This window comes from Paenibacillus sp. PK1-4R (assembly GCF_030369595.1).
GTDB lineage: Bacteria > Bacillota > Bacilli > Paenibacillales > Paenibacillaceae > Paenibacillus.
In genome coordinates, this window is the sequence record NZ_CP126535.1 from 5,394,827 (window position 1) to 5,406,904 (window position 12,078).

At 45.9% G+C, this 12,078-nt stretch carries 11 protein-coding genes; 1 reads left to right on the forward strand and 10 read right to left on the reverse strand.

What is annotated here, in order from left to right; genetic code table 11:
* Window positions 1-14 precede the first annotated feature (14 nt).
* Complete coding sequence (locus tag QNO02_RS23420; RefSeq protein WP_289390207.1) at window positions 15-1,418, reverse strand: polysaccharide deacetylase family protein; 1,404 nt, start codon at window positions 1,416-1,418, stop codon at window positions 15-17.
* 174 nt (window positions 1,419-1,592) lie between these two features.
* On the opposite strand from QNO02_RS23420, the gene QNO02_RS23425 reads away from it, so the two are divergent.
* Window positions 1,593-2,789 (forward strand): AI-2E family transporter, encoded by a 1,197-nt coding sequence (locus QNO02_RS23425; protein ID WP_289390208.1) that lies wholly within the window; start codon window positions 1,593-1,595, stop codon window positions 2,787-2,789.
* On the opposite strand, the gene QNO02_RS23430 is transcribed toward QNO02_RS23425, so the two are convergent.
* The 9 genes from QNO02_RS23430 to QNO02_RS23470 form a co-directional block, all read right to left on the reverse strand.
* Window positions 2,768-4,579, reverse strand: coding sequence for a peptidoglycan D,D-transpeptidase FtsI family protein (locus QNO02_RS23430; RefSeq protein ID WP_289390209.1), 1,812 nt, complete (start codon window positions 4,577-4,579; stop codon window positions 2,768-2,770). The two genes, QNO02_RS23425 and QNO02_RS23430, sit on opposite strands and share 22 nt — an antisense overlap.
* A 123-nt stretch (window positions 4,580-4,702) precedes the next feature.
* Entirely contained in the window at window positions 4,703-6,991 is a 2,289-nt protein-coding gene (locus QNO02_RS23435; RefSeq protein WP_091027682.1) for a methyl-accepting chemotaxis protein, read from the reverse strand.
* Between the two features lie 234 nt (window positions 6,992-7,225).
* Window positions 7,226-8,554: a peptidase U32 family protein gene (locus QNO02_RS23440; RefSeq protein ID WP_091027680.1), complete on the reverse strand. Its 1,329-nt coding sequence runs from the start codon at window positions 8,552-8,554 to the stop codon at window positions 7,226-7,228.
* Window positions 8,555-8,571: 17 nt separating this feature from the next.
* Window positions 8,572-9,501: a peptidase U32 family protein gene (locus QNO02_RS23445; RefSeq protein WP_289390210.1), complete on the reverse strand. Its 930-nt coding sequence runs from the start codon at window positions 9,499-9,501 to the stop codon at window positions 8,572-8,574.
* Between the two features lie 14 nt (window positions 9,502-9,515).
* The gene (gene mltG / locus QNO02_RS23450; protein WP_249911893.1) at window positions 9,516-10,556 is read right to left on the reverse strand and encodes an endolytic transglycosylase MltG; all 1,041 of its coding nucleotides are present in this window, start codon (window positions 10,554-10,556) and stop codon (window positions 9,516-9,518) included.
* Between the two features lie 77 nt (window positions 10,557-10,633).
* Complete coding sequence (locus tag QNO02_RS23455; protein ID WP_047844066.1) at window positions 10,634-10,948, reverse strand: DUF1292 domain-containing protein; 315 nt, start codon at window positions 10,946-10,948, stop codon at window positions 10,634-10,636.
* On the reverse strand, window positions 10,949-11,248 hold the full coding sequence (locus QNO02_RS23460; RefSeq protein WP_017686820.1) for a DUF1292 domain-containing protein: 300 nt from the start codon (window positions 11,246-11,248) through the stop codon (window positions 10,949-10,951).
* Window positions 11,249-11,260: 12 nt separating this feature from the next.
* Window positions 11,261-11,677 carry a Holliday junction resolvase RuvX gene (ruvX, locus tag QNO02_RS23465; RefSeq protein WP_062835871.1) on the reverse strand — a complete coding sequence of 139 codons (417 nt, stop codon included), beginning with the start codon at window positions 11,675-11,677 and terminating at the stop codon, window positions 11,261-11,263.
* Window positions 11,678-11,802: 125 nt separating this feature from the next.
* Window positions 11,803-12,063 carry an IreB family regulatory phosphoprotein gene (locus tag QNO02_RS23470; protein ID WP_036616950.1) on the reverse strand — a complete coding sequence of 87 codons (261 nt, stop codon included), beginning with the start codon at window positions 12,061-12,063 and terminating at the stop codon, window positions 11,803-11,805.
* Between the last annotated feature and the right edge of the window lie 15 nt (window positions 12,064-12,078).

A 12,078-nucleotide genomic window follows, 5' to 3' on the forward strand; every position in this document is an offset into this window, starting at 1 on the left:
TGGGATCAGTCCGTTTAGTTCCGCTCTGGTATTATCTCTTGTTCAATTAACAACGATTCATCTCTGGATTCTTCTACCGTTGCCGCCACCTGCATCGTATGTTGACCGTAACGTTCCAACAGTAGATCCAGCGGCATGGCAATCATCTTGGGTACCAATTGTTCTGTTCGCTGTTTCAGACGTTTGGTTCCTGCCGGGTGGATTACACTTAACAGCAGCTTCAAGTATACTTTGGATGCAGCACTGAACGGTCCAGGAGGCAATTCTTGTATGGTAAATCCGAATTTTTCTGGGCCTCTGTTAATCATGCTCACACCGTATATCGCCTTGGCAGAGCGTAACTCCGGTTCGAGTGCCACCATGCGTGCCAGATCCGGCAATTGCTGTTCCATGGTCCGAATCATGCGAATAGCCAAATGCATACTGGAACGTGATGTCACTCCAAGTTCAAACAACTTCTGATTGTCAAAATGTAGTTCTATCACCGGATCTCCATTTTGAATAACATGGCCATCATTCATCTCCACCCGCGCTCCGTGATATACTCGTGATCTGAAGTGCAGCATTGGGTCCTCTGGCGAAGCCGTCCGTAGATGATATACCCAGTGGAACAACTTCTCCCAGCCCAGCCATAAGGCAACAACGGTTCGTTTCCATAGCTTCAATGGTGTCTGTAATTGCGTTTTGTTCTGAGATTCGCTCACTGTGATACCTCCCATCAACGTATCAACGCGTACACTTTGCAGGCCTAGCCGTTCAGCTTCCTGTAATACGACTTCCAGCGCCTGAAGCATCTGCTCCGGCGCGTGTGCATCTGCACCAAGGGTCGTTCCTCGATCATGCAGCAGCATGACCTCTCCACCTCTCAGTTCCTTCAGCATCCGTTCGGTCAATCTCTGGGCACCTACTCGGCTTCTCCAGTCTTCAAACATGGAAGACCACAGTACAATCTTTCGTTCTTTCTTGCTGAAAAAATCAAACAAGTTCATAATCCCCCACGGTGGACGATAATAACAAGTCTTCACGCCGGTTACTTCATGAATAATCTGACCTGTTCGCTGAATCTGATCTCGAACGGTACGTGGCCGCATGAGCCAGTTCGTCTTGTGAATATAATTATGAATGCCAATAAGATGACCTTCCTCATGTATGCGCTGTATGAGTTCAGGATGACTCGAAGCATGTTCTCCAACGACAAAAAATGTGGCTTTTGCTTGATGCTGACGAAGCAGATCGAGCAGTCTCGGCGTATAATGTGGATCTGGCCCATCGTCAAACGTTAATGCAAATTGTGTATCACTTCTTCCCCGTCGAAATACACGAAAACCAAAAAGCCTGCTAATCAAACTTGGAATAAAGGCGTAAAAAGATGAAAGATACAATAACCACAGTAAAATACTATGAAGTATCGTTGTCATGATACAAGCTCCCCACTTCTCATGCTGAATTACGGTGCACAATGGCACTATCTAAAATAAACCGCCTTTAATTTTATCATAGTTCAGACTTTTCTTGAATCCTGTTTTCCCAAAAAGATAGCTATCGTGTACAATAAATACAATCTAATTATTGCCATCAAAGGAGCCATGTCCATGTTACCGCTTTACAAAAAATACGGGCGAACTGTCTTTGACATCGCGTTGCTCGTATTAACCGTGTATGTGATCATGTACGGTTTCAGTCAATTATACCAAGTGGCTGCACCGGTCTTTCTATCATTCATTGTGTATTGGATGATTGAACCGCTGGCCAAATTTTTACATCGCAAAGGATTACCCAAGACACTGGGAGCCGCCATCTCCGTCTTGTTGTTTCTTGCATTGATTGTCGCTGCTTTTTTTGGTGTAGGTTTAATTATCATTTCACAAATTTCCAATCTTCAAGATAATTTCCCCGTATACATTGAAATGATACAACGTGAATTCACCAATCTGGTGTTGTTCATTCAGGACAAGTCAGACGCTCTCCCTGATGGAGTTATGGAAAAAGCGAATGATTATTTTGCAACACTGACCGGGTTCCTGTCCAAATGGGTAACTAGCGGAGCGCAATTCGTCGTAGGTTTCCTCAGTTCATTCTCTTCGTTTATTACGAATTTCGGAATTGCGATTATTCTGGCATTTTTCCTCAGTATCGAGATTGAATCCTGGCGCAAGTTCGCCCGTGCGAAAACGCCCAAAACATTAAAGTTAGCTATTGAATTCATGCGTAATCACGTGTTCAAGACGATCCGCTCGTATCTGAAGGCACAGATGATCATGATGCTCATTACGTTTGTATTGATTTATGCAGGTTTGTTGATTTTGGGAACCTCTAACGCGTTTACCATTGCAGCAGTTTGTGCGGTTTTTGATCTGGTACCATTGCTTGGCGTTCCTGTTGTGTTTATTCCATGGATCGTCTACCTATTCATTATTGGCAATAGTAGCCTGGCGATTGGCCTGATTGTGATTCTGGCAGTGACGATGCTGACAAGACAATTGCTGGAACCGAAAATATCGGGTAACTCGATTGGTGTATCTTCGGCGTACTTGATGCTTTCGTTTATGCTGATCTCCCTTTCGATCTTTGGCCTGGCTGGTGTAGTGTTATCTCCAGTGCTTCTGATCCTTCTGAAAGAACTGTTACAACAAGGGTACCTGCAAAAGTGGATTCACCTGCCAAAAGATGAATTTGAATCCTCTCCATTAGTCATGGACCCACCCGTTAATAAGGCCTCAGCGAATTCTGCCGAGTCTACTGTACAACGTCCCGTTTCTGCGAAGGATCATGAGGACTCAGCCAAATAGTCCATCACCTTCCTGAAGAGAGCCGTCGCCTGATGTTGGCTGTCAGGAGAGACATTTTGAACAAGAACGGCTACAGCATATTGGGGTTGTTCTACCGGACCATAACCAATGAACCATTGATTGTTGCGCTTCTCCCCATGTTTCTGTACCTGAGCTGTACCTGATTTCCCTGCAACATGCCACCGTGCACGCTGCAGGGATTTTCCTGTTCCCTCACGGACTACCTTATTCATCCAGGATAACAGTTTATGCGCTGTTGCGGGAGCAATCTGTCCTGATGCTGAAGGTGAATCATGCAAGGGCATCTCCAGCATGGTGCCACCATCCGCATATCGGATGCGCTTAACGAGACGTGGGGCACTAACCTTTCCATCATGTAACAGTGTAACGATCAGATTGGCAGCTTGCAGCGGTGTGACCAAGACATCGCGCTGACCGATTGCTGTCTGTATTTTCGCACCTTCATCAGCAGAAGAAACAGCCTCTGTTCTCACACGCCCGTGATCCTCATGATCAAAGTGTCGTAACACGGGCATTCCTGCCATCTGCTTCCCCTCCCAGCCAATCGGACGCCCGAGCCCCAGACGATCTGCCGTGTTCTCCAGTTGTTCCATACTAAGCCTGCGCGCCGTTTCCGCGAATACGATGTTACAAGACTCAGCGAATCCTTGCTCCAGATTCAGGTCTCCATGACCATGCTCCTTCCAGCAAGACAGCCCATATCTTCCGTACTCACCACCGCAATGGAATTCTTCTCCGTTAGAAACCGCATGATACTCCAAAGCAGCAGCCGCAGTGACAATTTTGAAAATGGAACCCGGTACGGCTCCCTGTACTGCACGATTCCCCCAGGACGATTCTTTAGGGTTCACATGTTGTGGCTGATAGAAAGGGCGGGAGATCATGGCGCGAACATCTGCGTTAGCGGCATCTAACACAACAATGGCCCCTTCTTGTAATCCAGATTCTTGTGTCAACTCCTCCAACCCACGCTGTAACTCAGCATCCACTGTGGTTTCTACATGTAAAGGATAATGGCTATTGGCCGGTGCAATGACGTGCGGCTGAATATCAGGGATAATCTCTCCACCACCTGAGACCATGCGTGATACAAGCGTAGGGCCAATTCCCCTTAACAGCGGTTCAAGTGTCCTCTCCAGCCCAGCTGCCCCTGATTTCATAGCAAATGGCTGTTTTACTTCATCCTGATGCCCATTTAGAACTTTGGAGGACTCAGGCTGTTCAGCCAGATAACCCATCCACTGCATCCCTGTATGCCCCTGTAGATACCTTGTCATCATCGGATAGATGCCAGCTCCTTGCAGATGCAAACTACGTAGGCGCTCCACCTGAGCAGCGGTCAAATGAACAGGCTGATGTGTACCTGCTGTCCAGAAATGAGGAATACTTTCCTGAATCCATTCCTTCTTCAATTGATCTAGATCGGTATGTAATATAGCTGCTAACTCTGTCATCTTGGAGCCTTCTAATGTCCCATGCTTGCGTAATTTCTCTAATGGACCTGTCTGTGGAAAAAGAACCAGTCCCCATTGCAGCTTACCAGTCAACGCTTCACCTTTGTAATCCGTAAATTGTCCCCGCCCCGGGTCAAGCATCACCCCGCGTTCACGCTGCAATACAGACATTTCACGTACCGTGCGGTGAAATCCAGGCATCGTCTGATTCACCTGAACGATCTGGACCCATCCCAATCGTAATATAAGCAATCCAAAGACAAGAGTTAGAAGAATACAAGTTATATAGATTCGCCGTTTCGCAAGGAGATGCATCCCAATCTCACCTTTTGTCGTTTTGACCATATTATTGCTGATATGACTTGGAATTATCCGGTAAACAAAAAGAAAACCTGTCCCATGTGCGGGACAGGTTCTCCTCATTTCAACCTTGGCTTGTTACACCGTAAAGCGTGACAAGGTTTCTTTCAGTTCAGTGGACACATTCTCCAGTTTGCCAGACAGATTGACCAGCTGGTTACTGATATTTTGCTGTTCACTGCTCAAGGAAGCTACTTCTTGAGACGTTGCAGAAGATTCTTCAGCTACAGCGCTGACATTACTCATGGCTTCAGACAATGTACCTTGGGATTTGTTTAATTCTCCAATAGAACCTGTCACCATGCCCAGACGTTCCACAAATGCACCCATCTGTTCCTGTACGGAAGCAAAGATGACGTTGGTATCTTTAACCGCATCCATCTGTTCCTTGAATAATGGATAAGCTGCAGACAAAGCATCCACGGTCTCATTCATTTCAGTCATGATTTTGTCTGTGATCTCTCCAACCATCTCAATGGATTGTCTGGATTGAGCCGCAAGCTGACGAACCTCATCTGCCACCACCATGAATCCGCGTCCGGCTGCACCGGCACGTGCTGCTTCAATGGTCGCATTCAGGGAAAGGATATTTGTCTGTTTCGTTATGTTTTGCAGCACTTCAAGCACTTTCAGAACAGAGGACGTGCTCTCTTTCAGCGAATCAACCTTATTCACCAGTGCACCAATCATTTCTTCTGTCTTCTGGGTTTTGGTCATCAACTGATTCAGATGTTGTGTTCCTGTCTGACTGGACTTCTCTACATGACGAGCAGAATCACCCATCTGTTCATTAGCAGCGATTACACTCTGCATCTGACGAGAGATATTGTCAGTTAATTCATTACCACGTTCCGCTTCAGTTGCCAAGCTGCCTGCACCGCCTGCGATCTCCTCTGTAGCTACGGCGATCTCCGAAGCAGATACAGCCGTTTTCTTGGATGCACTGCTCAGCTCAGAGGCTGTATCCAATACTTCCTGCGCAGAACGATTGGTTTGTTCAACCAGCTTAGTAATCTGCTCCATCATCAGATTGAAGGCAGATGAGAGCTGACCAATTTCATCTTTGGAGCTGTATGGTGTACGAACTTTAAGATTACCTTTCGCACCTTCCTGCATCAGGTCTTTCAATTTGCCAAGTGGACGAGCGATCATACGCACCATCCAGATTCCAATCAATACTGCAATCCCCGCATCAATCAGCGCCATCCACAGGGTTAGGGTCAGAATACCCTTTGCATCCTGAACCAAAACAGAGGTAGGTATCATACCAACCAGTTTCCAATTGGATGTATCCATCGTACTGTATACAGCCAGCATTTCCGTAGATTTGCCATCTACCGTATACTCCGTATTCGTGCTACCTGCTGGTTCGGTCAACTCTTTGACAAATGCAAGCTCTGTATCTTGTCCCGTACGATCCGAGATCGAGGATGCAACCACTTTATTATCCGGAGCAATCAGTTGAAGAATAGCTCCTGGCCCCAGATCAAGCGATTTCAGTTGTTCCTCCAAAACTTCCAGTTTCAGTTCAATAACCAGAACATACGACTGAGTAGTCCCCTGCAAGTTTTTCATGGAACGTGCGATTTTAAACGTTGGGGTTGAGCCATCTTCCTTGACCTCTGTTGGAAGCCAGCGATAACCGCCCGCCTCAATCAACTCACTGTACCATGCTTCCTGGCGAATGTTGCCCATGGATGAACTGTTGCTACCTGTACCCATAATGGACTTTGTATCGTCCGTAGGTACCAAATAAATCGCTTCCATAGATTTATTTGTAAATGCAACATTGGACAATTGCTTGTTGATTGAACTTGAGTTTATGAATGTATCATACGCAGTCAGATTTTGATCTGACATTTTTTGTAGCAAGGACTGCATTTCCGGATCAAAGAAAATCTGTGTGGATGTATCCACAAACCTCTCCAAAATAATGTCCATTTTTTGTTTGGTCTGATCAATGGTCTCCTGATTGGCACGTGAGGCATTTTTCTCTATCGTACCTTTGGCTTTTGAATAGGATAATAGACCTAAACTTACTACAAAAATCATAATTCCAGCAAAGAAGATCAAGAACAGTTTAACCCCTACGGATTTAACCGGATTTGCCTTCTTAATCTGTTCGAAAGAAGCCCCCCCAAAGTTTTTCCAATCCCGGTTTTTTAATTGTTTCTTCACCCAATCGGTCTTGATCCAGCCCAGCTTGAGCTTGCTGCGGTCAATCTTAAACATTCTTTTGCCACTGCCTGTTGTTTTGCTTTTGACTACTTTTTCTTTCTTCACTTTCTGAACCTTCTCAGGATTAACCTGCTCGGCTTTTGTCACTTGCTCCCCACTGTCGTTCTGCTTCTTTTGAACCAATCCCATTCACCTGCCAGTAATTTACTTGTTGGATTTTTCTTTCTCTCCCCTATAAATATGTAGTATTCGACAGCTTTCTTCGTTCCCCTTTCACTTTCCAGAAATATTTTACAACTTTATTCCTATTTTTCTATAAAAAAAAGACCCCCATCTGCCGATAAACGGAGGTCCCCATGTAAATTTCATAACACTATATTGTTAAATCATAATACAATATTGACACATTATAGGTATTTGAGCCTATTTCTTTTTTCTCATCATATCGAAGTACGAAACCGGTTGATCTACCTTCATTTTAATCAGTTGCAACGGGTGACGAGCAGCATCTAGAACATTGCCTTCTTCATCCTGTATTTCACCGACCACCTGTTTGAAAAAGTGACCTCCCGGACCGAAAAATTCGATTTCCTGTCCTGGTTTGAAGTGATTGCGCTGTTGAATGGTTGCCATTCCTGTTTCAGCATCATATCCCATGACCAATCCAGCGAAGTCAAAAGGTACAGCCTTTTCTTCCGGTTCATAGATATGATCTTCATGGTCTGGTGTATCATAGAAAAATCCGGTATTCAGCGGGCGATTCGCCGCTTTGTTCATTTCTTCAACCCATTCAGGTTTCAGAACATAATTTTCCGGGTCTGCCATATAGGAGTCAATAGCTTGACGGTATACATTAACCACAGTTGCCACGTAGTGGATCGATTTCATACGTCCTTCGATCTTGAAACTGTCCACGCCCACATCAATCAACTCGGGAATATGGCCAATCATGCACAGATCCTTAGATCCCATGGAGAATGAATTATCCTGTTCCTGGAACAGAGGAAGCTGATTCTCACCCAGTTTGAATGGCGCAGGTGCCTTCATCTGCATGTCCTCTTCGCTGACCCACACCGTATCTTCTCTCGCATCCTCGAACAGATCATACTTCCAGCGACAAGACTGGCAACAGCCACCCCGGTTGGAGTCCCGATCCGTAAAGTGATTGGATAGTACACAACGTCCGGAATACGAGGAACACATTGCCCCGTGAATAAAGGCTTCAATTTCAATATCCACATTGGCCTTGATCTCTTCAATCTCTTCAAAGCTGGTCTCACGTCCGAGAACAACACGTGGAAGTCCTTCATCTTTCCAGAACTTCACGGCTTGCCAGTTGAGTGTGGATTGTTGAGTACTTAGATGTACCTCAAGGCCTGGCACAGCACGAAGGGCTACTTCAATAATAGCTGGATCGGCTACGATGATCGCAGAGATTCCCGCATTATAGAGGTTTTGCAGGTATGTTTCGATACCCTCAACATCCTCATTATGTGCATAGATGTTCGTCGCTACGAACACTTTGGCTCCATACTTTTTGGCAAACTCCACACCTTCACGCATCTCTTCAAAGCTAAAGTTATCCGCGTTGGAACGCAGTCCATAGGCCTGTCCACCGATATAAACGGCATCTGCACCGTAATGGATCGCAAATTTCAGTTTTTCCAGATTACCCGCCGGAGCTAGCAACTCCGGTTTGTCCAGACGGTTACGTTTACCCGAGAACTTCCGCTGTACCGCCACTGTTTCCATTCTGTTCACCTCGTCTATTAATACACTTGTTCTTTATAGAAAAATCCAAACGACAATTCACGTTCAGGGTCCTGTAACTTCCGTACCTCAGCGAGCCACTCTTCAGAGAACGCATATGCATCAGCATCGGCTACATAACTGTCAATCGCTGTCCGATATGCACGTACAACAGCTTCATTGTAGGTAAGTGATTTTAACATACCTTCAATTTTGAAACTGTGCACACCCGCTTCCATCAACAGATGAAGATCTTCGAGGATACATATATCCTCAGAACTCATAATGTGCGTGCCGTTAATGTCCTCATAGATCGGAAACTTCTCATCCCGGCGTTCAGCCTCGATCAGGAACAATCCCCGTTCTTTGCCCAGATGTCCCTCAACCGGCCGCCCTTGATGAGCCATGTAACTTTGCACCAGACTGCGCTTGGAATGATAAATATTCGTCATACCATGCACCTGAACCTGAGCTTCCACCTTCAAAAAAGGAACCATTTCGGTCAACTCGTCCATATTCAACTCACGGGCAAGCACAACACGACTCGCTCCCTTAGTTCCCCAATAGTTGGCTGTCGCATAGTTCGTTGAAGTCATCTCCGCATTCCAGTGCAGCTTCACATGTGGCGCGTATTCCTTCATGGTAGACAGCACAGATGGATCATTAAACTCCACACCATCAATACCGATTCTGCCAAGTGCTTGAACATATTCAGGCAATTCTTTTAACAATTCGTTGGACATCAGATTAGTCATGGATACATACACACGCGCCTGATGTTTGGCTGCAATGGCAACCACCTCTGCTGTCTCTTCCACGCTAAAGCTGCCTGGAAGACGCATGCCGAATCGATCATCTCCAATAACCAGAGCATCTGCTCCCGCCTGGAGCAGCACTTCTGCCTCTTTCACATTCGCCGCTGTAACAAGCAGTTCATGTTTCTTACTCATATAATCCCCTCCGCTTATTGCGCAGCCTTACTTTTGGCTATATTTTGCTGGTGTTCCTTATACGTTTTGGCAAATAGATGTCCAGATGAGCCATCCTTTTTTGTCACATAGAACAGATACTCCGAAGCTTCCGGATTTAGCGCTGCCTCAATGGACGGAAGACTTGGACTGGCAATTGGACCTGGTGGCAAGCCTTTATTCAGATACGTATTATACGGACTTTTCACCTTAAGATCTTTGTAAAACAATCGTTCCTTTGGCCTATCGAGCAGATATTGCACGGTAGCATCAATCTCCAACTTCATATCCTGATTGATCCGATTGTAGATTACACCTGCAACCAGAGCACGTTCCTCATCCACCACAACTTCTTTCTCCACAAGTGATGCAATCGTCAGCAGTTCATGCAGGGATAGGTTCTTTTCCTTAAGCTTGGCTTCCAAATCAGGAATGGAATTAATCTTGGTCTGGAATTCTTCCAGCATCCGTTGCATCACATCATGCGTGGAACTTCCCTTTTTCAGCTCGTAGGTCTCCGGGAATAGATACCCTTCCAATACGTAGCGAAGTTCTTCATCCACTGGAATATCTTTGATGATATCTACATCAAAGGCCGAGGGATCATTGGCCAGCTTGATGAATTCATCCCGATCTACAACATGCTCATAAGAAAGCTTACCCGCCATTTGCAAAACGTTATAACCCTCCGGAATCGTAAATTTCACCATTTCCTCAGGTACAACTTCCCCACTACTCAGCTTGCTAACAATCTCATCATATGTCACGCCAGGATTCATAGAATATGTACCCGCCATGAAATTAGAACCTAGTTTCTTCCACTTTAAGTACCCTTTAAAGGTTAACCCGCTTCGAATAAGGCCTTCTTCTTGAAGCTGATCCGCGATTTTCGAAGTTCCCGATCCGCTCTTAATCTCGAATACGATCGGTTCTGTAGAAGCTTCCACAGGACGCATCATACTCCATACGTAACCGCCTGCGCCTCCGGCAAGAACTACAATGATAAGCAGTATGACTACAATTGCTTTCCCTTTCAAAAAAGAAACAACTCCTTTACACAACCAAAAAGAGCGGACTTCTCCGCCCTCCCGGTTTTTTTCAATTTGAAGCTGATTTAATCTTCGTCAATGGGGAGAGTACATTCATCATACAGTTCCGAGATGTTCTCCCACTCATCATCATCGTCGATCGTAACTAACTCTGGCATGATCTGGTCTTCACTTCCAGGCGATACTCGCAGAAGTTCAACCTCGTCATAAGGTCGCAACGAACTGCGGAGCACCGCGTACTGCTGACCGTTCACTTCGAACTCAGCCAACAAGTCATACGGTTGTGATTTACCGTTCTCTTCCTCGAGCTCAACATGAGCACCGAATGCCAGACGCAGTGAATCTGTCCATTTCAGGTCTTTGCGGCTATATTCCGTCATTTAGTTCGCTTCCTCTTCATCTTCAGCAAGAAATGTATTAAACGTCTCCTCGACGATATCCCATTCGGCATCATCTTGGATGACGAAAAGTTTAATATCGTCGCCCTCTTCTTCATAACGGAATGCATATACATCCGTTTCGCCATCTTCAGGTTCAACCGGAGCAACCATCATGTACTTGGCCTCCGAACCATCTACTTCAAACTTCATGATGACTTCAAATTCCTCTTCATTACCCTCGTCATCCGCAATGTAAATAATTTCCGCTTCTTCTTCCATACCCAGTTGATCTTCAGCCATTGTTGATCCCCCTCACCTTCTACTATTGGCATCCAAATAATTTTGCAAAATCAAGCTTGCGGCCATTTTGTCCACAACCTGCTTGCGTTTTTTCCGACTGACATCCGCTTCGATCAGCGTACGTTCTGCTGCCATGGTTGTCAGCCGTTCATCCCAAAGGTGAACAGGTAAATTCAGTTCATCCCGCAGGCGTTCGGCAAAAGCAATGCATATCTCACCGCGCGGTCCTACGGTGCCGTTCATGTTTTTGGGAAGTCCGACTACGATCTCACTAATCTCATGCTCACGCACAAGTTCGGCAATCCGAGCGAACTCGCCTTCATCACGGCGGCGTTCTAGCACTTCCAATCCCTGGGCAGTCCAACCGAAGGCGTCACTCGCGGCAACTCCGATTCTTCGGTCCCCATAGTCCAAACCTAATATTTTCATCCATGCTCTCCCATCCTGGGGCCTGCTCAGGTCGATTCAACATCGCCTTCTCAAGCTTCAGGCTGTCTTCTGTCGGTTCATTTCCCGCTGCCTGCATGGCTGCAACACAGCGGAAGCGGCGTACATTACCGGTGATTGGCCAGATAGGAACGTACAAGCTCTTCAATCAGCTCATCGCGCTCCTTTTTACGGACCAGACTACGTGCGTTGTTGTGACGAGGAATGTATGCCGGGTCTCCGGAAATCAGATACCCAACAATCTGGTTGATCGGATTATACTCCTTATCGACCAATGCATCATATACCGTGAGAAGAATCTCTTTGGATGATGCTTCCTGTTCGTCACCTTTCACATTAAATTTAACCGTCTTATCCATGGAGTCCATTGATGACACCTCGCT

Bases quoted from the DNA above. Each gene is read 5' to 3' on its own strand.
- QNO02_RS23420 (WP_289390207.1), bottom strand. From the start codon at position 1,418: ATGACAACGATACTTCATAGTATTTTACTGTGGTTATTGTATCTTTCA.
- QNO02_RS23425 (WP_289390208.1), top strand. From the start codon at position 1,593: ATGTTACCGCTTTACAAAAAATACGGGCGAACTGTCTTTGACATCGCG.
- QNO02_RS23430 (WP_289390209.1), bottom strand. From the start codon at position 4,579: ATGCATCTCCTTGCGAAACGGCGAATCTATATAACTTGTATTCTTCTA.
- QNO02_RS23435 (WP_091027682.1), bottom strand. From the start codon at position 6,991: ATGGGATTGGTTCAAAAGAAGCAGAACGACAGTGGGGAGCAAGTGACA.
- QNO02_RS23440 (WP_091027680.1), bottom strand. From the start codon at position 8,554: ATGGAAACAGTGGCGGTACAGCGGAAGTTCTCGGGTAAACGTAACCGT.
- QNO02_RS23445 (WP_289390210.1), bottom strand. From the start codon at position 9,501: ATGAGTAAGAAACATGAACTGCTTGTTACAGCGGCGAATGTGAAAGAG.
- QNO02_RS23455 (WP_047844066.1), bottom strand. From the start codon at position 10,948: ATGACGGAATATAGCCGCAAAGACCTGAAATGGACAGATTCACTGCGT.
- QNO02_RS23460 (WP_017686820.1), bottom strand. From the start codon at position 11,248: ATGGCTGAAGATCAACTGGGTATGGAAGAAGAAGCGGAAATTATTTAC.
- ruvX (WP_062835871.1), bottom strand. From the start codon at position 11,677: ATGAAAATATTAGGTTTGGACTATGGGGACCGAAGAATCGGAGTTGCC.
- QNO02_RS23470 (WP_036616950.1), bottom strand. From the start codon at position 12,063: ATGGACTCCATGGATAAGACGGTTAAATTTAATGTGAAAGGTGACGAA.